Raw genomic sequence first — 18,907 nt, forward strand, 5'->3', positions numbered from 1 at the left:
TGCTGTGATAGCTTCCATCACTGCGACAGGTCGCCCGCGGTCGTTTCGCCGAGAGCGTCGAGCGAAGCGATGCCGAGGCGGGCTGCACGATAATAACGACAGCGCTGACGAGGCTCTCTTCATGACATTCCCCCGCTGGCCCCTGGCAGGCGTGGCTGCATTGTTGCTGGCGATGCAGGCACAGGCTGCCGATGGACAAAAGATCTATACACAAGGAGGCGCCAATCCCGCCGCCATGGCCTGTGGCACTTGCCATGGCGCCGATGGCAGGGGCATGGCGGCCGGTGGTTTCCCTCGCTTGGCCGGTCTCGCGGCCGGCTATAGCGCCAAGCAGCTCGAGGATTTTCGTTCGGGGAGCCGGGCCAATCCGATCATGCAGCCGATCGCCGCGGCATTGAGCGACGAGGAGATTCAAGCCGTTACCGCGGCGCTGGCGGCGATGCCCGCACCGCCCATGGCCGGCGTCGGTCGTGGCGAGAAAGCCGAAGGCGCCGGTGAGGTCCTGGCCCTGCGTGGTGCCTGGGAGCGCAACATTCCGGAGTGCGTTGCCTGTCACGGCCCCGGGGGCGTTGGCGTCGGCGAGAGTTTCCCACCGCTGGCCGGGCAGTCCGCGCAGTACCTCCGGGCTCAGCTTGAGGCCTGGCGGCAGGGAACCCGCAAGAACGACCCGAACGATCTGATGGGCCATATCGCCCGCTCGATGACCGATGTCGAAGTTCAGGCCGCATCCGACTATTTCGCCGGCCTCGAGCTCAAGGAGGCCAGCCAATGAAAGCCGTGATCTCCGCACTCCTGGCCATGACTGTTGGCGGCTCGCTGCAGGCCGCCGAGATCAGCATGGACGACCAATCCCAACTGACGCAGAAAGCCTCCAAGACGGCAGGCGAGCCGTATTTCCAGCCGCCGCAGGAAAGGGACCTGCCGGCCAATGCCTATGGCGAACTGGTGGAGCAGGGGCGGGCGATCTTCGTCGATACCCAGAAATACGCAGCGGAATATGTCGGCAACGGCATGAATTGCACCAACTGCCATACCGAGCAGGGACGCAAGGCCAATTCCGCGCCGCTATGGGGTGCCTATCCGATGTACCCGGCGTACCGGAAGAAGAACGACAAGGTGAACAGCTATGCCGAGCGTATGCAGGGCTGCTTCCAGTTCAGTATGAATGGCACGCCACCAGCAGCCGACAGCCATGTAATCAACGCGCTGACCGCCTATTCCTACTGGCTGTCCACCGGTGCGCCGACGGGCCAGGAACTGCCGGGGCGCGCCTACCCCGAAGTGCCGCAGCCCAAGGATGGCTTCGATATCGCCAAGGGCCGCCAGATCTACGCCGAACAGTGTGCGGTCTGCCACGGTGACAACGGCCAGGGGCAGAAGGCCGGGGACGTCTACGTTTTCCCGCCGCTGTGGGGGCGGGACTCGTTCAACTGGGGGGCCGGGATGCATCGCATCAATACGGCGGCGGCTTTCATCAAGGAAAGCATGCCGCTGGGCAAGGGCGGCACGCTCAGTGGCGACGAGGCTTGGCATGTGGCCGCCTACATGAACAGCCACGAACGGCCGCAGGACCCACGCCTGGTCGAGGGTTCGGTGGAAAAGACCCGGCTCCGCTACCACGCCAACGATGGCGTCAACCTGTACGGCCAGAAGGTCGATGGCGTCGTGCTGGGACAGGGTATCGAGTAACCCGCCAAGCGCCTGGTGCAACGCGAGGGCGTCTGGGGCGCCCTCTTCGCATTCGGACTGTACGGTCACCGAGCAATGTGCCGGATCGTTCGCCCCTTTGGCCCTTCAATCTACGCAATGTTACGGATTCTTTCGGCTTTTCGTGCACAATAGCCGCCATAAGAGGCGCTGGAATGATCGTGATCGGCCGAGGCCATCGCTGCTCCGTCCCAACGTCAGAACGATCAAGCCAATATTCGAGAGGAACGACCGTGCATAACGTCGTAATCAGCGGTACCGGCCTTTACACCCCTGCCAGCAGTATCTCCAACGATGAACTCGTGGAGTCCTTCAATACCTACGTGCACCGCTTCAACAGCGCCAACGCCGCCGCCATCGAGGCGGGCGAAATCCAGCCGCTGGCCGAATCCAGCTCGGCCTTCATCGAGAAGGCCTCGGGCATCAAGAGCCGCTACGTCACCGACAAGGCCGGCATTCTCGATCCCGAGCGCATGGTTCCGCGGATTCCCGAGCGCAGCAACGACGAGTGGTCGATCCTCTGCGAGATGTCGGTGAAGGCCGCCGAGCAAGCGCTGGCGCGCGCGGGCAAGACCGCGGCTGATCTCGATGGCGTGATCGTCGCCTGCTCCAATCTGCAGCGCGCCTATCCGGCCATCGCCATCGAAGTACAGGCGGCGCTCGGTATCAAGGGCTTCGGCTTCGACATGAACGTGGCGTGCTCCTCGGCCACCTTCGGCATCCAGAATGCGGTCAACAGCGTCAAGCTCGGCCAGGCGCGGGCGATTCTGATGGTCAACCCGGAAATCTGCACCGGGCACATGAACTTCCGCGACCGCGACAGCCACTTCATCTTTGGCGATGCCTGCACGGCGGTGATCATCGAGCGCGCGGACCTGGCGACTTCCGAGCATCAATGGGAGGTGGTCAGCACCAAGCTGGTGACCGAGTTTTCCAACAACATCCGCAATAATTTCGGCTTTCTCAACCGTGCCGCCGAAGAGCACATGAACGACCCGGACAAGCTGTTCATCCAGGAAGGGCGCAAGGTGTTCAAGGAAGTCTGCCCCATGGTGGCGGAGCTGATCGGCGAACACCTGAGCGAGACCGACATCGCGGTGGAGTCGGTCAAGCGCTTCTGGCTGCACCAGGCCAACCTCAACATGAACCACCTGATCGTGCGCAGGCTGCTGGGCCGCGACGCCACCGAGCAGGAGGCGCCAGTGATCCTCGACACCTACGCCAACACCAGTTCGGCCGGTTCGGTGATCGCCTTCCACAAGCACCAGGACGACCTGCCCAGCGGCAGCTTCGGGGTGCTCAGTTCGTTCGGCGCCGGCTACTCGATCGGCAGCGTGATCCTGCGCAAGCGCTGATCCTCCTGCGTCCCGGTGCGGCCTGCCGCTTGCACCGGGTCAGCGCTGCCCGGTCAACTCGTGCATGCGTCGCAGCACGGCGTTCATGCCGTTGCTGCGCGAGGGCGAGAGTTGCCGCGACAGGCCCAGGCGGGCGAACCAGTCGGCCATGTCCACCGTCGCCAGTGCGGCCGCATCCAGCCCGTTGACCCGCGCCAGCAGCACGGCCAGCAGGCCACGAAGCAGGCGGGCATCGCTGGTGGCGCGGAACTGCCAGTGACCGTCCTGCTGCCCGCCGAGCAGCCATACGCGGCTCTCGCAGCCCGCTACCAGGTTGTCGTCGCTGCGTTCGTCATCGGCGACCGGCTCCAGCCGCTCTCCCCACTGCATCAGCAGGCGCGCGCGCTGTTCCCAGCCGGGCGCCTGGCCGAATAGTGCCAGGGCCTCGCGGGCGGCTTGCGGCAGTTCGTTCATCGCAGCAGCTCCAGGGCCTGGTCCAGCGCGCGGAAGAAGCGCTCGAGATCCGCGTCGTCGTTGTACAGCCCGAGCGAAACGCGGGTCGCGCCGTCCAGGCCGAGGTGCTTCATCAAGGGCATGGCGCAGTGATTGCCGCTGCGCACGGCGATGCCCTGTTCGGTGAGCAGGTGGCCGAGGTCCGCATGGTGCACGCCGTCGACCACGAAACTGGCCAGCGCGGTCTGCGGTGCGCCGAGCAGGCGGATGCCCTCACGTGCCTCGAGGCCGGCAACCAGGCGATCGTGCAGGGCCTGTTCGTGCGCGGTGACGGCGGCGGCGTCGAGGCCTGCCAGATAATCCAGCGTGGCGCCGAAACCGATCACGCCGGAAATCGGCGGCGTGCCGGCCTCGAAGCCCAGTGGCGCGGCATGGAACTCGGCGCTCTGGTAGTCGGCGACCCGGACCATCTCGCCGCCGAACTGCCAGTGGCGCAGCTGCAGCAGGGATTCGCCGCGGCCGTAGAGGGCGCCAACGCCGTCCGGGCCGTAGAGCTTGTGGCTGGACAGCACGTAGAAATCGCAGCCCAGCCTGCCCATATCGTGGCGGCCATGGACCACGCCCTGGGCGCCATCGACGATGGTCAGCGCACCCCGGGCCTTGGCCAGGGTCAGCAGCTCGCCGAGCGGTTGCCAACTGCCGATCACGTTGGACAACTGGCTGACGGCGAGCAAGCGGGTGCGCGGGCCAATCAGTTCGGACGCTGGCCCAAGGTCGATCCGCCCATCGGCATCGATGGGCAGCACGCGTAGCCGGGCGTTGCGCCGTATGGCCAGCTGTTGCCAGGGCAGCAGGTTGGCGTGGTGTTCGAGGGCACTGACGACGATTTCGTCGTCGGCTTCGATCAGGTGCTCCAGGCCATAGGCGAGCAGATTCAGCGCTTCGGTCGCGCCACGGGTGAAGACGATCTCGGTCGGGCAGGCGGCGTTGAGCCACTTGGCCAGCTTGATCCGTGCATCCTCGTAGGCGCGGGTCGCGCGTTCGGCCGGCTGGTGCTGGGCACGGTGCACGTTGGCGGCGCCGCAGGTGTAATAGCCGGTCAGGGCATTGATCAGCGCCTGCGGCTTCTGCGCGGTGGCGGCGCTGTCGAGATAGGTCTGGCCCTGCGCTTCGAGCACGGCCAGGGCAGGGAAGTCGGCACGCCAGGGGGATGTCAGAGCCATAAGCTTCAAGCTTCAAGCTGCAAGGTAGAGCGGCAAGGTGCGGCCGTTGGCCTTGCTTGGCGCTTGTGACTTGCAGCTTGCGGCTGCTCCTGTCAGTTATGCGCGTGCAGCGCCTCGTTCAGCTCGATGGCCGACTTGTGGGTCTTGCACTCCACGGCGCCGGTCTGCGAGTTGCGGCGGAACAGCAGGTCGGTCTGGCCGGCCAGTTCACGAGCCTTGACCACCTTGACCAACTGATCGTTCTCGTCGAGCAGGCTGACCTTGGTGCCGGCGGTGAGGTACAGGCCGGATTCCACGGTGTTGCGGTCGCCCAGCGGAATGCCGATGCCGGCATTGGCGCCGATCAGGCAACCTTCGCCGACGGAGATGACGATGTTGCCGCCACCGGACAGCGTGCCCATGCTCGAGCAGCCGCCACCCAGGTCCGAGCCCTTGCCGACGAAGACGCCAGCCGAGACGCGGCCTTCGATCATGCCTGGGCCTTCGGTGCCGGCATTGAAGTTGATGAAGCCCTCGTGCATCACCGTGGTGCCTTCACCGACATAGGCGCCGAGGCGCACGCGGGCGCTATCGGCGATGCGCACGCCGGCCGGCACCACGTAGTCGGTCATCTTCGGGAACTTGTCCACCGAGAACACTTCCAGCAGGTCGCCCTTCAGGCGTGCTTCCAGCTGGCGTTCGGCCAGTTCGCCCAGATCCACCGCGCCCTGGGTGGTCCAGGCGACGTTGGGCAGCAGCGGGAAGATGCCGGTCAGGTTCAGGCCGTGCGGCTTGACCAGGCGATGGGAGATCAGGTGCAGCTTGAGATAGGCCTCGGGAGTGGAGGTCAGCGCCGCGTCCTCGGCCAGCAGCGTGGCCACCAGCGGCCGCTGGCTTTCCGCCAGGCGCGTCAGCAATGCATGCTGAGTGGCACCCAGCGGTTTCAGTGCATCGGCCAACTGGGCGGCCTGGGTGGTACTGATGGCGATCGCCTGGTTGCCGCCGGCGTAGCCCAGCAGCGGTGCGATGGCGGCGACCAGTTCGGCGGCCGGCTGCAGCAGCGGCTGCGCGTAAAAGACTTCCAGCCAGTCGCCCTGGCGGTTCTGGGTGCCAACGCCAAAGGCGAGGCTGAAGAGAGTTGCAGGCATGTGATTATCCTTTTCGTGGCCGCGCCGTCGCTGCGGGCGGCTGTCAGTTCGGGGCTGCCAATGCGGCAGCGTAGAGATCGGGCTTGAAGCCGATCAGGGTCTTGTCGCCCAGATCGAGTACCGGACGTTTGATCATCGACGGCTGGGCCAACATCAGCTCGATGGCCCTGGCCTGGTCAAGATCGGCCTTCTGCGCGTCGTCCAGCTTGCGGAAGGTGGTGCCTGCACGGTTGAGTACGATCTGCCAGCCGTGTTCGTTGCACCAGGCTTCGAGGTGGGCGCGGTCGATGCCGGCGCTCTTGTAGTCGTGGAAGTCGTAGCTCAGTCCGTGTTCGTCGAGCCAGTTACGAGCCTTTTTCATGGTGTCGCAGGCCTTGATGCCGTAAAGGTGCAATCCCTGGTTTTCTCCGGACATAGAACGACTCTCCAAACTCCTGCAAAACTGGACTGCGAATTATGCCACGGGTGGCTGGCCAATGCCGCCGTGTTCGAGCCGTCTGCGCGTTCCGCTCAGGCCTTGCCAGCCTCGCCCAATACCTGTTCGATGGCGCGTTCGCTTTGCGGGCGCACCGCGCGCGCGAGTTCCTGGCCCTGTTCGAGAAGAATCAGGGTCGGCCACAGCTTTACCCGGAACGAACGCCCCAGCGGCCGGCCGGGGCCATCTTCGATCTTCAGGTGCCGGATGCCCGAGCGGCCGGCCAGTGCCGCCGCCAGCAGCGGCTGGGCGGCGCGGCAGTGGCCGCACCAGGGGGTGCCGAACTCGAGCAATACGGGACCGTCCATGGTGTCCACTTCGGCACGGGTCGGCTCGATTCGAGCGTAGTGTTCGTTCATGGTCATGAAGTTTCTCCCGGGTTGCTCATGTAGGTTCAGAGCGTCCGTCGAATGCGTCGGTTCAGACCTTTTACCAGGGTGTCGTTGTCCATTGATGACAATCGCAACGGTGAGGTGGAGTGTATGGCGCGCAAGCATTTCGAGAATTTCGAGGCGATTTCCTCGGCGGTGCCGGCCGGCGACGCATTCGAGGCGGTGATCGCCATCAAGCGGCGTGATAGCGACGAGCACCTGCATATCTTCGAGGTCGCCAACGGGCGCACCTATGCGCTGGCCTCGGAGGCCGAGGCGATTGCCGAGGCGGCTTTGACTAAAGTGATAGAAGTCAGCGACGAGGGTCAGCTGATCTGGGAGGACCACGCCATCTGATGAGGAGGCCCGCATGAGCGAACATGACGAGCGTATCGACGAGCAACGTGGCGAAGGCCGGCGCGAACCATGCGACGAGCACAAGGCTGCCGACGTGCCGGAACACATGAAACCGGAGAATCTGGAAAAATTGCGCGATTACGGCAAGGACGGGATTCCGCCCGGCGTTGCCTGAACCGGCGCAACCGGGCGCCAGGGCGCCCGGCATTCGTGGCCCGTCAGCGGCTGCCGACGAAGGCGCGGATGCGTTGCGCGGCCTCGACACATTCCGCCAGCGGCGCGACCAGCGCCATGCGCACGCGCCCGGCGCCCGGAGAGAAGCCATCCACTTCGCGCGACAGGTACGAGCCGGGCACCACGGTCACATGTTCGCTGGCGAACAGCTCGCGGGCGAACTGCTGATCGTCCATCGGCGTCTTCGGCCAGAGGTAGAAGCCGCCGTCCGGGCGCTGCACGTCCATGACCGGCGTGAGAATTTCCAGCACCGCATCGAACTTGGCGCGATAGAGCTCGCGGTTGGCGCGCACGTGGACCTCGTCGTTCCAGGCGGCGATGCTGGCCAGTTGCGTCTGAACCGGCATGGCGCAGCCATGGTAGGTGCGGTAGAGCAGAAAGGCCTGGAGGATGTCGGCATCGCCGGCGACGAAGCCCGAACGCAGCCCCGGCAGATTGGAGCGCTTGGACAGGCTGTGGAAGACCACGCAGCGTTTGAAATCGTTGCGGCCCAGTGCCGCGCAAGCGGTCAGCAGGCCCGCCGGGGGATTGGCCTCGTCGAAATACAGTTCGCTGTAGCACTCGTCCGCGGCGATGACGAAGTCATGCTCGTCGGCCAGCGCGATGAGCTTCTGCAAGGTCTCCAGCGGCACCAGCGCGCCGGTCGGGTTGCCCGGTGAGCAGAGGAAGAGGATCTGGCAACGCTGCCAGACTTCGACCGGCACCGCGTCGAAGTCCGGATTGAAAGCGTTCTGCGCCAGGCACGGCAGGTAGTACGGTGTGGCGCCCGCCAGCAGCGCCGCGCCTTCGTAGATCTGGTAGAACGGGTTGGGACTGACCACCAGGCCGTCGCTTTCGCGGTCGACTACGGTCTGGGTGAAGGCGAACAGCGCTTCGCGCGTGCCGTTGACCGGCAGCACCTGGCGCGCCGGGTCCAGCGCACCTTCGGCCAGGCGGAAACGGCGCTCGCACCAGCCGGCGATGGCTTCACGCAGCGCCGGCAGGCCGAGCGTGGTCGGGTAGACGGCCAGTTGATCGAGATTGTCCGCCAGCGCCTGGGCGACGAAATCCGGCGAGCGATGCTTGGGCTCGCCGATCGACAGGGCGATCGGGCGCTTGTCGGCCGGTGGCTGCACGCCGGCGAGCAGACCGCGCAGTTTCTCGAAGGGGTAGGGTTGCAGCAGGTTCAGGGCGTTGTTCATGGGTACTGTTCTTTCAGGACAGGATGACGCGCGGCGAACGCCCCGCATTCGTGAATTCAGTCGTCGCGCGCGCCGCCGTAATGCGCGCAGCCGCGCAGGGTCTGGCCGTCCAGGCGCAACTCCGCCGTCAGGTGGTTGATGGTTCCGCTGGCGCTGTCGACGCAGCGTTGCGGCGCGACCCAGAGTTCCAACTGCAGGTCGTTGGCTTCGCTGCTGAGGTTGAGCTGTCCGCCGGGCAGCCGTTCTTCCAGGTAGGGCAGGGCTACCGGCGGTTGGTCCGGGCGCGCGAGCAGCATGCCGCGCGTGGTCACGGTCAGCATCCAGCCCGGCTCGTTGCCGCTGGCGCGCAGCAGGAGGCGCTTGAAGCTCTCTTCGTTGCAGCCATGGCCTTCGCGTTGCAGGCGATACACACGGCTCAGCGTCAGTTGGCCATCGGCGCCCGGGACCGGCTGGTCGAGCGTGCCGCGCAGATCGGCGAACAGGCGCTCGTCGCTGCCGGCCATCAATTCCAGCGCGTCATCCGCCAGGCCGGTAGCGGCCGGGTCCAGCAGCTTCAGCGTGCGCTGTCCGAGGCAGGTGCGGAACTGCAGTTCGCCATCGACCCGTTGCACCTCTCCCTGCAGCCGTTCGGTCGGGCGCGAGGCCGGGGCGCGTTCGGTGAAGAACGTCTGGCAACCCGCCAGAGGCAGCAGCAGGGCGAGCAGCAGAGTGCGGGAAAGGGTCATCGAGACACCCGAAAGTTTCGAACGGGAGCGGCAGCCATGGAAGGCCGCCGCGGAAGATCAGTTGCCTTTGACGGACTTGCCGGCAACGCTGCCCTCTTCGAGCATGATCTGGTATTCCTTGCCATCCTTTTCCACCTGATGCAGGCGGACCAGCAGGTAGTCCCAGTCCTTGGCGAACCAGAGGATCGTTTCACGCTTGCTCTGGGTCGGATCGCGCACGCGCTCGACCTTGATGGCGTCGACCTGGCCGACCTTGGTGCTGACCTTTTCCTCGCCGAGCACGCGGAAGTCGTAGGTTTCGATCTCGTCGCCATCGACGACCTGGTAACTCATGCTTTGCTTGCCCGCTGCCACTTCGTGCTGCAGCGCCAACTGATAGGTGGACTTGTCCAGCAGGCCGCGGTGCAGCGGCAGCTTGATCGGATCGCCGCGGTCGCTGCCCTCGACCTGCTTGCCTTCCCAGTCGAAGCGCTGTTCGACGCGCTTGCCCTTGCCCAGGCCGCTGCGCTTGAGGCGGTAGGACTCCGGCAGGAAGGTGTCGCCTTCGGCGCGGAAGGTGCTGCGCTCGTTGAGGCTGGCGACCAGCATGGAAGCCTCGAAATCCAGGCGCCACAGGCCGTTGTCCAGCTGCTCCAGGCTGCGCTCGGCGGTACCGCTGACCGGAACCTGTTTCCAGTCGGCGGTGTAGCTGGCGGAAAACGGCTTGAGGTCCAGGGCGTGTGCCGGCAGGGTCAGCACGGCGAGGGCGAGCAGCAAGGCGCGACGCATGGTATCTCCTAGGTTCTGATCGGGTAGCCTGAGGCCGGTAGAGTAGCGCCATCCAGCATCGCGCCTTGTTCGGCAAGGTGCAAGCGCCCCTCGGCGAACCAGCGCATGGCGAGCGGATAAATTTGATGTTCTGCGACGTGGACCCGCTGGGCCAGATCGTCGAGGGTTTCCCCGGGCTCGATCGCGAGGGTCGCCTGGATCGCCACCGGGCCGCCGTCCAGTTCCTCGGTGACGAAGTGCACGCTGCAGCCATGTTCGCTGTCGCCGGCCTCGAGCGCGCGGCGATGGGTGTCCAGGCCCTTGTGCCTGGGCAGCAGCGACGGATGGATATTCAGCAGGCGGCCGCGGTAATGACGGACGAAGCCGGGCGTGAGGATGCGCATGAATCCGGCCAATACCACCAGGTCAGGCTGGTGGGCATCGATGGCTTGCATCAGCGCGGCGTCGAACGCCTCGCGATCGGCGAAATCCCGGTGTGGCAGCACCCGGGTGGGAATGCCTGCCGCCTGCGCCCGCTGCAGCCCGTAGGCATCGGCACGGTTGGAAATCACCGCGCGGATGCGGGCCGGGTTGTCTTCGTCCTGGCTGTCGATCAGCGCCTGCAGGTTGCTGCCCGATCCGGAGATCAGGACGACGACGTTGCAGGCCATCAGTGGGCTTTCAGATTGTTCAGCACGACGCGCTCCGCGGTTTCCGCGGCATTGGCGATCTGGCCGATCACCCAGGGAGCTTCGCCGGAGGCGCGCAGGTTGGCGAGGGCGGCGTCGACCTGATCCTGGGCGACGCAGATGACCATGCCGACACCGCAGTTGAGCACGCGGTGCATCTCGTGCTCGTCGACGTTGCCCTGCTCCTGCAGCCAGTCGAATACGGCCGGACGATTCCAACTGGCGACATCGATCACCGCCTGGGCGCCTTCCGGCAGTACGCGCGGGATGTTGTCCAGCAGGCCGCCGCCGGTGATGTGGGCCATGGCCTTGACCGCACCGGTGTCCGCAATCAGCTTGAGCAGCGGCTTGACGTAGATGCGTGTCGGCGCCATCAGCAACTCGGTCAGCGGCTTGCCGTCGAGCTGGATGTTCTCGATGTCGGCGCCGGCGACTTCGATGATCTTGCGGATCAGCGAATAACCGTTGGAATGCGGGCCGGAGGAGGGCAGGGCGATCAGCGCGTCGCCGGCCGCGACCCGGGAGCCGTCGATGATTTCGCTCTTCTCCACCACCCCGACGCAGAAGCCGGCCAGGTCGTAGTCTTCACCCTCGTACATGCCCGGCATCTCGGCCGTCTCGCCGCCGACCAGCGAGCAGCCGGCCAGTTCGCAGCCGGCGCCGATGCCGGTGACCACGGTAGCCGCCACGTCGACGTTGAGCTTGCCGGTGGCGTAGTAGTCGAGGAAGAACAGCGGCTCGGCGCCACAGACCACCAGGTCGTTGACGCACATGGCGACCAGATCCTGGCCGATGCTGTCGTGCTTGTTCAGGTTCAGCGCCAGGCGCAGCTTGGTGCCGACACCGTCGGTGCCGGAAACCAGCACCGGCTGCTTGTAGCCGGCGGGGATTTCGCAGAGCGCGCCGAAGCCGCCCAGGCCACCCATCACTTCAGGGCGCGCGGTGCGTTTGGCGACGCCTTTGATGCGTTCGACCAGCGCTTCGCCTGCATCGATGTCGACGCCAGCGTCCTTGTAGCTGAGGGAGGGTTGCTTGCTCATAGAGTCCGGACCTGTGGAAGGAATGCGGGTGTCGACCGGGCAGAGACTGCATCCAGCACCTGTGCGAAGGCGCTGATTTGCCGGGCTTGGGCAAGCGCCGGAACCGGTCCGCGGAAAGCGCGCGATTTTATCAGGCTTGCGGCATAGCGGCCATCCCGCCCTTCGAAGGCGAAGCAGCGCCAGGGCGATTTGGCGGGCTGGCTGGGCGAACTGTGAGCCGGCTCCCTGCGTGGCGGTTGCCGCGCTCAGGTCGCCTGTTTAAGGTGTAGGCCTTATTCCACATTCCATGGCCGGAACCTCTGGCCAGCTTGCGAGAATCGATCATGCGCCTTATTTCCCGCCTCCTCACCCTGTGCTTCGCGCTGGCGGCATTGCCCAGCCTGGCGGAGCCGCTCAGCGGCCTGTATCAGGTGCGTGAACCCGTTTCCAGCCAGCAGGCCGGAGGCCAGGCCGAGGCGCTGCAACGTGCATTCGACACGCTGCTGCTGCGCTTGACCGGTGACGCCGAAGTTGCCAAGCAGCCGGCGGTCGCCGCGTTGCGGGAAGATCCGCAGCAACTGATCAGCAAATACGGCCACGAGGACGAGCACATCGTCGTCGAGTTCGACCCCGGCACCACCGAGCGCAGCCTGCGTCGCGCGGGCGTATCGCTGTGGGGGGCGAATCGGCCGACGGTGCTGGCCTGGTGGCTGATCGAGCGGGTGGATGGCGCGCAATTGGTCGGCGATGGCCAGAGCAATGCCGCCGTCCTGCGCGCCGCCGCACAGCATCGCGGCCTGCCGCTGCGCCTGCCCCTGGCGGATCTGTCCGAACAGTTGCTGGCGACGCCGGAAACCTTCGCCAGCGATGGCCGCGAAGCCCTGCGCGAGCCGTCCGAGCGCTACGATGCCGATGTCCTGCTGGCCACTCATGCGCGTGAAGCGGAGTCCGGCTGGCAGGCCGAATGGACGGTCTGGCTCGACGACGAGCAGCGCAACGGCAAGGCGCAGGGGGAAAGCCCCGAGGCGCTGGCCGATGCGGTGATGCTGGCGGTCAGTCAGTACCTGGCGCCGCGCTATGTGGTCGCGCCCGGTTCCACTTCGGACATCACCCTGGAAATCCTCGGGGCCGATGTCGCGCGCTTTGCCGAGCTGGATCGGCTGCTCGAGCCATTCGGCGGTCGCTTGCTGCGGGTGGACAGCGATCGCCTGGTCTATCGCGTGAACGCCAGCCCCGAACAGCTGCGCGCGCAACTGGCGCTGGCCCGGCTGCAGGAAGTCAGCGCCGATGAAATGCCGCTGGACGCGCAGCAACCCGTGGACGAACCAGGCGAATTCGGCGAGCCTGCCAGCGAGCCGGCGGCGCCGGCAGCGGAAACCGGCACAGTGCTGCGTTATCGCTGGTGATGGCGCATTCCGGCCCCGCGGTCCTGCAAACAAGGCGTTAACCATGACCATCACCGATTCGAATCGCTGGCTCTGGCTGGCCGGGCTGCTGCTGTGCGCCTGGCTGGTGTATCTGCTGACGCCGATCCTGACCCCTTTTTTGATCGGCACCCTGCTGGCCTACCTGGGCGATCCGCTGGTCGATCGCCTGGAGCGCTGGCGGCTGTCGCGCACCTGGGGCGTGATCGCCGTGTTCAGCCTGTTCAGTCTTCTGCTGCTGTTGATGCTGCTGGTGCTGCTGCCGATGCTCGGCAAGCAGTTGATGCATCTCTATCAACTGGCGCCGCTGGCGTTGGACTGGCTGCAGCAGCAGGCGCTGCCCTGGGTGCAGGCGCAATTCGGGCTGGAAGAGGACTTCTGGCGTTTCGACCAGCTCAGGGCGGCATTCTCTGCGCACCTGGGCAGCACCACCGACGTGCTCGGAATGGTCCTCAGCCGGGCTACCGCATCCAGCCTGGCGCTGCTGGCCTGGATCGGCAATCTGTTGCTGATACCCGTGGTGAGCTTCTACCTGCTGCGCGACTGGGACCTGATCATGGCCAAGCTGCGCAGTCTGCTGCCGCGCCGGCGCGAAGGCATGGTGGTGCGCCTGATGAGCGAATGCCATGAGGTGATCGGCGCCTTCCTGCGCGGTCAACTGCTGGTGATGCTGGCCCTGGCGATCATCTATGCGAGCGGCCTGATGCTGGTGGGGCTGGAACTCGGCCTGCTGATCGGCGTGCTGGCCGGACTTGCCAGCATCGTGCCCTACATGGGCTTCGTCGTCGGTATCGGTACGGCGGTGGTGGCGGTGCTGTTCCAGTTCGGGCTGGCCCCCTACCCGTTACTGGGCGTGGCGGCGGTGTTCACGGTCGGGCAGATGCTCGAGGGCATGCTGCTGACGCCGCTGCTGGTGGGCGATCGCATCGGCCTGCATCCGGTGGCGGTGATCTTCGCGGTACTCGCCGGTGGCCAATTGTTCGGTTTCACCGGAGTATTGCTGGCGTTGCCGGTGGCGGCGGTGATCATGGTTCTGCTGCGCCACGTGCACGATCTGTATAAACTCTCGGACCTTTACGCCGAGCCTGCCGGCACACCGGCCGAACCACCCAGTCAACCATGAAACCCATCCAGCTCCCCCTGGGCGTCCGTCTGCGCGACGACGCCACCTTCGCCAACTTCTATCCCGGCGCCAATGCCGCGGCGCTCGGCTATGTCGAGCGCCTGTGCTCGCCTGCCGCAGGCTGGTCCGACGAGTTGATCTATCTCTGGGGGCAGGCCGGGGTCGGTCGCAGCCACCTGCTGCAGGCGGCTTGCCTCAGGGTGGAGGAGCGCGGCGAACTGGCGGTCTATCTGCCGCTGGCCGAAGTGGCCGAGTACGGTCCGGCGCTGCTGGACAATCTCGAGCAGAGCGAACTGGTGTGCCTGGACGATCTCGACGCGGTGGCGGGCGACCCGGTGTGGGAGGAGGCGCTGTTCCATCTGTTCAACCGCCTGCGCGATGCCGGCCGGCGGCTGTTGCTGGCCGCCGACGCATCGCCGCGCGAGCTGGCGATCCAGTTGCCCGACCTCCAGTCGCGGCTGAGCCTGGCTTTGGTATTCCAGCTGCAGCAGCTATCCGACGAGGACAAGCTGCGTGCGCTGCAACTGCGCGCCTCGCGCCGCGGCCTGACCCTGCCGGACGATGTCGGTCGCTTCATCCTGACCCGTGGCTCGCGCAGCATGAGCGCACTGTTCGAACTGCTCGACCGGCTCGACCAGGCTTCGCTGCAGGCGCAGCGCAAGCTGACCATTCCCTTTCTCAAGGAAACCCTCGGCTGGTAGGGCGCGGATTTCACAGCGCCCGGCGATTTTCGTAGGAGGCGCCGAGTCCGTGCCCGCGAGAGGCTTTCGCGTGGGCTGCATTCGCGAGCATGGCTCGCTCCTGCGCGGTGCGGGATCTGGCGTGTTTCAGCTCTCGCCCGCGGCCTTGCGTTCGTACTGATAGCCCCAGCGGGTGTAGAGCAGGGCGGCGATGAATAGCGTCAGGCTGATGGCGGCTTCCAGCCAGCCATAGAGCATGCGCGCCGGGTCGATGGCGGCCAGTACGCCCTGGATGAAGTACAGGTTGACGATGAAGCAGGTCCAGGCGTGCGCGCGCGGACTGCCGGCGACGATGCCGGGCGCGACCAGCAGCAGCGGGACGAGCTGGATGCTGAGTACGACCCAGGTACGGGCACCGTGCAGATCGGCGAACGCCAGGTTCCAGACGACCAGCAGTACGGCCAGGCCGAGGAAGCTGGCGAGGCTGATCGCCCGGCTGAGTTTGATCCGGGGCTTGAGCCAGTCCAGCGACGGCAGTGGTTTCGGCTTTCTAGCCACGGGCAGTCTCCAGGCGCTGGGCGGTCTGTGCCAGCCGCTGGCCAAGGGCGCGGCAGAGGGCGATTTCATGTTCGTCGAGCAGGCGCTTGCCGTCCGCGCCGGCATGATGGCTGGCGCCATAGGGCGTGCCGCCACCACGGGTCTGCAGCAGGGCGTTCTCGCTGTAAGGCAGGCCGAGCACCAGCATGCCGTGGTGCAGCAGCGGCAGCAGCATCGACAGCAGGGTGCTTTCCTGGCCGCCGTGCAGGCTGGCGGTGGAGGTGAAGACGCCGGCGGGTTTGCCGACCAGCTCGCCGGTGAGCCAGAGGCTGCTGGTGCCGTCGAGGAAGTACTTCAGCGGCGCGGCCATGTTGCCGAAGCGCGTCGGGCTGCCGAGGGCCAGGCCGGCGCAGTGCTTCAGGTCGTCGATCGTCACGTACAGCGCGCCTGAGTCGGGAATCGTCGGGGCCACCGCTTCGCATTCCGCGGAGACCGCCGGCACCGTGCGCAGGCGCGCTTCCAGGCCGGTCATCTCCACGCCGCGGGCGATCTGCCGGGCCATCTCCGCGGTGGCGCCGTGACGGCTGTAGTACAGCACCAGGACGTAAGGGGCGTTCACGGCAGGATCTCCAGCACTTTTTCCGGAGGTCGGCCGACGATCGCCTTGTCGCCGGCGATCAGGATCGGGCGCTCGATCAGGCGCGGGTGCGCGACCATCGCCTCGATGAGCTGCGCGTCGCCGAGGGCGGGATCGGCCAGGTTGAGGCTCTTGTATTCTTCTTCGCCGGTGCGCAATAGCTGCCTCGGGGTGAGGCCGAGCTTGCCCAGCAGGGCCTCGAGTTCGGTTGCGCTGGGTGGCGTTTCCAGATAGCGCACGATGTCGGGCGTCAGGCCGCGGGCCTCGAGAAGTTCCAGTGCCCCGCGCGATTTGGAGCAGCGCGGGTTGTGATACAGGGTGAGTTCGGTCATTTGTGGTTGCGTCTCGCCGGTTGAGGTGGCCATTCTAACCTTCTCCGGGGTGCCGGCCGAAAGGCGGCGCTCCGCTGATGCGGAAGGAGCCATGTTCGCCTGGTCCGGGCTACAAGACGGTGGGTGCCTTTTGCCGACGTTTCAGCCCATTCAAGGAGAAGGGATGCAGCAGCGCATCGACAATATGCTGGAGTTCATCCGCTTCCTGGTCAGGCGCTTCCTGGCCGATCGGGGGCCGCACAGCGCGGCGGCGCTGACCTATACCACGCTGTTCGCCGTGGTGCCGATGATGACCGTGACGTTCGCCATGCTGTCGGCGATCCCGGCGTTCAAGGGCGTCGGCGAGCAGATCCAGTTCTACATATTCAACAATTTCATCCCTTCCACCGGGGCCACCATCCAGGAGTACCTGGTGGCGTTCACCGGTCAGGCGCGCCAGTTGACCTGGTTCGGCGTCGGTTTCCTGATGGCGACGGCGCTGATGATGCTGCTGACCATCGAAAAGGCCTTCAACACCATCTGGCGGGTGCGGCAGCCGCGCAGGGGGATGTCCAGTTTCCTGCTGTACTGGGCGATTCTCAGTCTCGGGCCGCTGCTGCTGGGCGCAGGATTCGCCACCAGCACCTACATCACCTCGCTGTCGCTGATTTCCGGTCCCAACGCGGTGATCGGGGTGGGCGCGGTGATCAAGATGATGCCGCTGCTGCTCAGCGTGGCGGCCTTCACTCTGATCTACGCCGCGGTGCCGAACACCCGCGTACCGCTGCGCCACGCGCTGGTGGGCGGCGTGTTCACTGCCGTGCTGTTCGAGGCGGCGAAGCAGCTGTTTGCCGCATACGTCAGCTATTTTCCCAGCTACCAGCTGATCTATGGCGCCTTCGCCGCGGTACCACTGTTCCTGTTGTGGATCTACCTGTCGTGGATGATCGTGCTGTTCGGCGCGGAGCTGGTTTGCGGGTTGTCGTCGTCGCAGCAGTGGCGCCGCCGCCCCCTGCCGCGTTTGGTGGTCATGTTGATGCTGCTGCGTCATCTGCATCAACGTCAGCAGGAGGGCCGGGAGCTGCGTCTGCGCGATCTGCACAAGGCGGGGCTGCGCCTGCCGGAGGATGAATGGGACGAAATCCTCGAATTCCTCGAGCGTGAGCAACTGGTCTGCCGCACCGGCTCCGATGGTTGGGTGCTGTGCCGCGATCTCGGTAATTACAGCCTGGACCAGCTGCTGCGTTGCAATCCCTGGCCACTCTCGGCACGGGTGCAACTGCCCGAGCAGCTCGACGAGCCGTGGTATCCGATGCTGCGCCGCTCCCTCGAACTGCTGCAGAGGGAGCAGACCAACCTGTTCGGTGGCAGCCTGGCCGACTGGCTGCAGGCGAGCGGTGACAAAAATCGTCAGTAAGGGTGTGAATGCGCTGGTCGTTTCAGGCACTTTGCCATTGCCAACGGCGTGTTGGACGCCAGGCACCGCGGCTTTTGGGGCGCAGCCGCGATTACGGCGCATGGCACGTTTCTGGCTATGTCTTGCTTGCGGCTGGAAAGGACGGCGTCATGAACGGCAAACGCACCATTGTTTATTTGCACCAGCGGGCGCCAGGCGCGGCGCTCGAATCGTTGAACCGCCTCACTGGCCTGCGTTTCACGCAATGGCCCGAGTCGCTGGTTGAGCGTGCAGAAGTGCCGGAGAAGGCGCGGCAGCCCGGTCTTGACGAACTACTGCCGAAACCGAAAAAGGCGAGTAGCTAGGGGCGGGGCCGTTGCCGTTCATCGCGAACGACGTCGCTGCAAAAAAAGCTTTTCGTAGGAGCGAGCGATGCTCGCGAACCCTTGGCAACTGCGAGATATCGCGAGCATGGCTCGCTCCTACAGCGTACGCCCTGCACGCCGACCACCGTATCGAAAATCGCGCAGCGCTTTCTTCCAGACTGATGGGCGTAGCGAGACGTCAACAGACCCTAGTGTCTAGGTTGTTAACTCACTGGACATTATGTTGTAGGAGCCAGCTTGCTGGCGATCATCGGCAATGATGGTCGGGATCGCCAGCAAGGAGTAGGCGTCTCCCAGGCGCCTACGCCCGAAGAGCTCTTGCGCTTCTCCCGAGTCGTGGCGACTCATGGATAACGAACTTCCAAGACAATCGACTACGCCTGGGCCGTCTTCCTGTCAGCTGCAACAGGCTCGACCGGGTGTACGAACAGCTCGTCGATGGTGATCGCCGTCACCGCGGTGGTGGGGCGCAGATGAACCTGCAGGTCTTCGATCCTGTGCTTGACCGGCAGCCGGGCAATGCCCGAGAGCAGAATCTTGCCGACCGCATCGGTTCGCCCATGATCGACCGCGGCTTCGCGCTGTTGCTGACCGTCGCGGTACTTGACCACCAGCGATACCGACAGCCCCGCATGTCCTTGCACCTGCAACCAGCTGGCGACATTGAACTCCGTTATGCGGCCTTCGTATGACGTCAGGGCGATGGAAGCTTGTTCGACGATGCGCGAGGGAACGGTACCGATCAGTTTGTCATGGAGTTTGGACATGGCT

Annotated in this window: 24 protein-coding genes; 10 read left to right on the top strand and 14 right to left on the bottom strand. The window is 65.4% G+C overall.

The features are described 5' to 3' along the window. Positions 1 to 121: 121 nt before the first annotated feature. From IN820_RS19535 to IN820_RS19545, 3 genes are all read left to right on the top strand, one after another. Positions 122 to 772, top strand: a complete 651-nt coding sequence (locus IN820_RS19535; RefSeq protein WP_193682550.1) for a c-type cytochrome — start codon at positions 122 to 124, stop codon at positions 770 to 772. Beyond that, the gene (locus IN820_RS19540) at positions 769 to 1,689 is read left to right on the top strand and encodes a c-type cytochrome (RefSeq protein WP_193682551.1); all 921 of its coding nucleotides are present in this window, start codon (positions 769 to 771) and stop codon (positions 1,687 to 1,689) included. Before IN820_RS19535 ends, IN820_RS19540 begins: the two co-directional genes overlap by 4 nt. Positions 1,690 to 1,940: 251 nt before the next feature. Continuing rightward, a complete protein-coding gene (locus tag IN820_RS19545) occupies positions 1,941 to 3,062 on the top strand; it encodes a beta-ketoacyl-ACP synthase III (protein WP_193682552.1) in 1,122 nt (373 codons plus the stop codon). A gap of 39 nt (positions 3,063 to 3,101) precedes the next feature. Here the strand turns inward: IN820_RS19545 and IN820_RS19550 are convergent, their stop codons facing one another. The 5 genes from IN820_RS19550 to IN820_RS19570 form a co-directional block, all read right to left on the bottom strand. Next, on the bottom strand, positions 3,102 to 3,515 hold the full coding sequence (locus IN820_RS19550) for a SufE family protein (protein WP_193682553.1): 414 nt from the start codon (positions 3,513 to 3,515) through the stop codon (positions 3,102 to 3,104). Continuing rightward, the gene (locus IN820_RS19555; RefSeq protein ID WP_193682554.1) at positions 3,512 to 4,717 is read right to left on the bottom strand and encodes an aminotransferase class V-fold PLP-dependent enzyme; all 1,206 of its coding nucleotides are present in this window, start codon (positions 4,715 to 4,717) and stop codon (positions 3,512 to 3,514) included. Before IN820_RS19555 ends, IN820_RS19550 begins: the two co-directional genes overlap by 4 nt. A 92-nt stretch (positions 4,718 to 4,809) precedes the next feature. Then, positions 4,810 to 5,844: a 2,3,4,5-tetrahydropyridine-2,6-dicarboxylate N-succinyltransferase gene (gene dapD / locus IN820_RS19560; protein ID WP_193682555.1), complete on the bottom strand. Its 1,035-nt coding sequence runs from the start codon at positions 5,842 to 5,844 to the stop codon at positions 4,810 to 4,812. Positions 5,845 to 5,887: 43 nt separating this feature from the next. Beyond that, positions 5,888 to 6,259, bottom strand: coding sequence for an ArsC family reductase (locus IN820_RS19565; protein ID WP_193682556.1), 372 nt, complete (start codon positions 6,257 to 6,259; stop codon positions 5,888 to 5,890). Positions 6,260 to 6,354: 95 nt separating this feature from the next. After that, positions 6,355 to 6,684, bottom strand: coding sequence for a thioredoxin family protein (locus IN820_RS19570; protein WP_193682557.1), 330 nt, complete (start codon positions 6,682 to 6,684; stop codon positions 6,355 to 6,357). 117 nt (positions 6,685 to 6,801) lie between these two features. Between IN820_RS19570 and IN820_RS19575 the strand changes: the two genes are divergently transcribed. Both IN820_RS19575 and IN820_RS19580 read left to right on the top strand, forming a co-directional pair. After that, positions 6,802 to 7,047 (top strand): hypothetical protein, encoded by a 246-nt coding sequence (locus IN820_RS19575; RefSeq protein ID WP_193682558.1) that lies wholly within the window; start codon positions 6,802 to 6,804, stop codon positions 7,045 to 7,047. A gap of 13 nt (positions 7,048 to 7,060) precedes the next feature. Next, positions 7,061 to 7,222, top strand: coding sequence for a hypothetical protein (locus IN820_RS19580; protein ID WP_193682559.1), 162 nt, complete (start codon positions 7,061 to 7,063; stop codon positions 7,220 to 7,222). 43 nt (positions 7,223 to 7,265) lie between these two features. Here the strand turns inward: IN820_RS19580 and dapC are convergent, their stop codons facing one another. The 5 genes from dapC to purM are packed head-to-tail and all read right to left on the bottom strand — an operon-like array spanning position 7,266 to position 11,663. After that, a complete protein-coding gene (dapC, locus tag IN820_RS19585) occupies positions 7,266 to 8,462 on the bottom strand; it encodes a succinyldiaminopimelate transaminase (RefSeq protein ID WP_193682560.1) in 1,197 nt (398 codons plus the stop codon). Positions 8,463 to 8,518: 56 nt separating this feature from the next. Then, complete coding sequence (locus IN820_RS19590; protein WP_193682561.1) at positions 8,519 to 9,187, bottom strand: COG3650 family protein; 669 nt, start codon at positions 9,185 to 9,187, stop codon at positions 8,519 to 8,521. Between the two features lie 57 nt (positions 9,188 to 9,244). After that, complete coding sequence (locus IN820_RS19595; RefSeq protein ID WP_193682562.1) at positions 9,245 to 9,955, bottom strand: DUF3108 domain-containing protein; 711 nt, start codon at positions 9,953 to 9,955, stop codon at positions 9,245 to 9,247. A gap of 8 nt (positions 9,956 to 9,963) precedes the next feature. Further along, complete coding sequence (purN, locus tag IN820_RS19600; RefSeq protein WP_193682563.1) at positions 9,964 to 10,605, bottom strand: phosphoribosylglycinamide formyltransferase; 642 nt, start codon at positions 10,603 to 10,605, stop codon at positions 9,964 to 9,966. Then, positions 10,605 to 11,663: a phosphoribosylformylglycinamidine cyclo-ligase gene (purM, locus tag IN820_RS19605; RefSeq protein ID WP_193682564.1), complete on the bottom strand. Its 1,059-nt coding sequence runs from the start codon at positions 11,661 to 11,663 to the stop codon at positions 10,605 to 10,607. Before purM ends, purN begins: the two co-directional genes overlap by 1 nt. Positions 11,664 to 11,986: 323 nt before the next feature. Here purM and IN820_RS19610 point away from each other — a divergent pair, with 323 nt between their 5' ends. The 3 genes from IN820_RS19610 to hda are packed head-to-tail and all read left to right on the top strand — an operon-like array spanning position 11,987 to position 14,890. Then, the gene (locus tag IN820_RS19610; protein ID WP_193682565.1) at positions 11,987 to 13,048 is read left to right on the top strand and encodes a DUF2066 domain-containing protein; all 1,062 of its coding nucleotides are present in this window, start codon (positions 11,987 to 11,989) and stop codon (positions 13,046 to 13,048) included. 43 nt (positions 13,049 to 13,091) lie between these two features. Beyond that, positions 13,092 to 14,189, top strand: a complete 1,098-nt coding sequence (locus IN820_RS19615) for an AI-2E family transporter (RefSeq protein WP_193682566.1) — start codon at positions 13,092 to 13,094, stop codon at positions 14,187 to 14,189. Continuing rightward, on the top strand, positions 14,186 to 14,890 hold the full coding sequence (gene hda, locus IN820_RS19620) for a DnaA regulatory inactivator Hda (protein WP_193682567.1): 705 nt from the start codon (positions 14,186 to 14,188) through the stop codon (positions 14,888 to 14,890). The genes IN820_RS19615 and hda overlap by 4 nt, the downstream gene beginning before the upstream one ends. Positions 14,891 to 15,016: 126 nt before the next feature. Here the strand turns inward: hda and IN820_RS19625 are convergent, their stop codons facing one another. Genes IN820_RS19625 through arsC form a run of 3 tightly spaced genes read right to left on the bottom strand, consistent with a single transcriptional unit; the run spans position 15,017 to position 16,375 of the window. Continuing rightward, positions 15,017 to 15,427, bottom strand: a complete 411-nt coding sequence (locus IN820_RS19625; protein ID WP_193682568.1) for a DUF2069 domain-containing protein — start codon at positions 15,425 to 15,427, stop codon at positions 15,017 to 15,019. Beyond that, positions 15,420 to 16,025, bottom strand: coding sequence for an NAD(P)H:quinone oxidoreductase (gene wrbA, locus IN820_RS19630; RefSeq protein WP_193682569.1), 606 nt, complete (start codon positions 16,023 to 16,025; stop codon positions 15,420 to 15,422). The genes IN820_RS19625 and wrbA overlap by 8 nt, the downstream gene beginning before the upstream one ends. Beyond that, the gene (arsC, locus tag IN820_RS19635; protein WP_193682598.1) at positions 16,022 to 16,375 is read right to left on the bottom strand and encodes an arsenate reductase (glutaredoxin); all 354 of its coding nucleotides are present in this window, start codon (positions 16,373 to 16,375) and stop codon (positions 16,022 to 16,024) included. The genes wrbA and arsC overlap by 4 nt, the downstream gene beginning before the upstream one ends. Positions 16,376 to 16,538: 163 nt before the next feature. On the opposite strand from arsC, the gene IN820_RS19640 reads away from it, so the two are divergent. Next, positions 16,539 to 17,771 carry a virulence factor BrkB family protein gene (locus tag IN820_RS19640; protein ID WP_193682570.1) on the top strand — a complete coding sequence of 411 codons (1,233 nt, stop codon included), beginning with the start codon at positions 16,539 to 16,541 and terminating at the stop codon, positions 17,769 to 17,771. A 149-nt stretch (positions 17,772 to 17,920) separates the two neighbouring features. Continuing rightward, positions 17,921 to 18,115: a hypothetical protein gene (locus tag IN820_RS19645; RefSeq protein WP_193682571.1), complete on the top strand. Its 195-nt coding sequence runs from the start codon at positions 17,921 to 17,923 to the stop codon at positions 18,113 to 18,115. Positions 18,116 to 18,510: 395 nt separating this feature from the next. Here IN820_RS19645 and IN820_RS19650 read toward each other — a convergent pair whose 3' ends face one another. Then, the gene (locus IN820_RS19650; RefSeq protein ID WP_193682599.1) at positions 18,511 to 18,903 is read right to left on the bottom strand and encodes a hypothetical protein; all 393 of its coding nucleotides are present in this window, start codon (positions 18,901 to 18,903) and stop codon (positions 18,511 to 18,513) included. Positions 18,904 to 18,907: the final 4 nt, after the last annotated feature.

Source organism: Pseudomonas lopnurensis (assembly GCF_015070855.1).
In the GTDB taxonomy this organism is placed as follows: Bacteria; Pseudomonadota; Gammaproteobacteria; order Pseudomonadales; family Pseudomonadaceae; genus Stutzerimonas; species Stutzerimonas lopnurensis.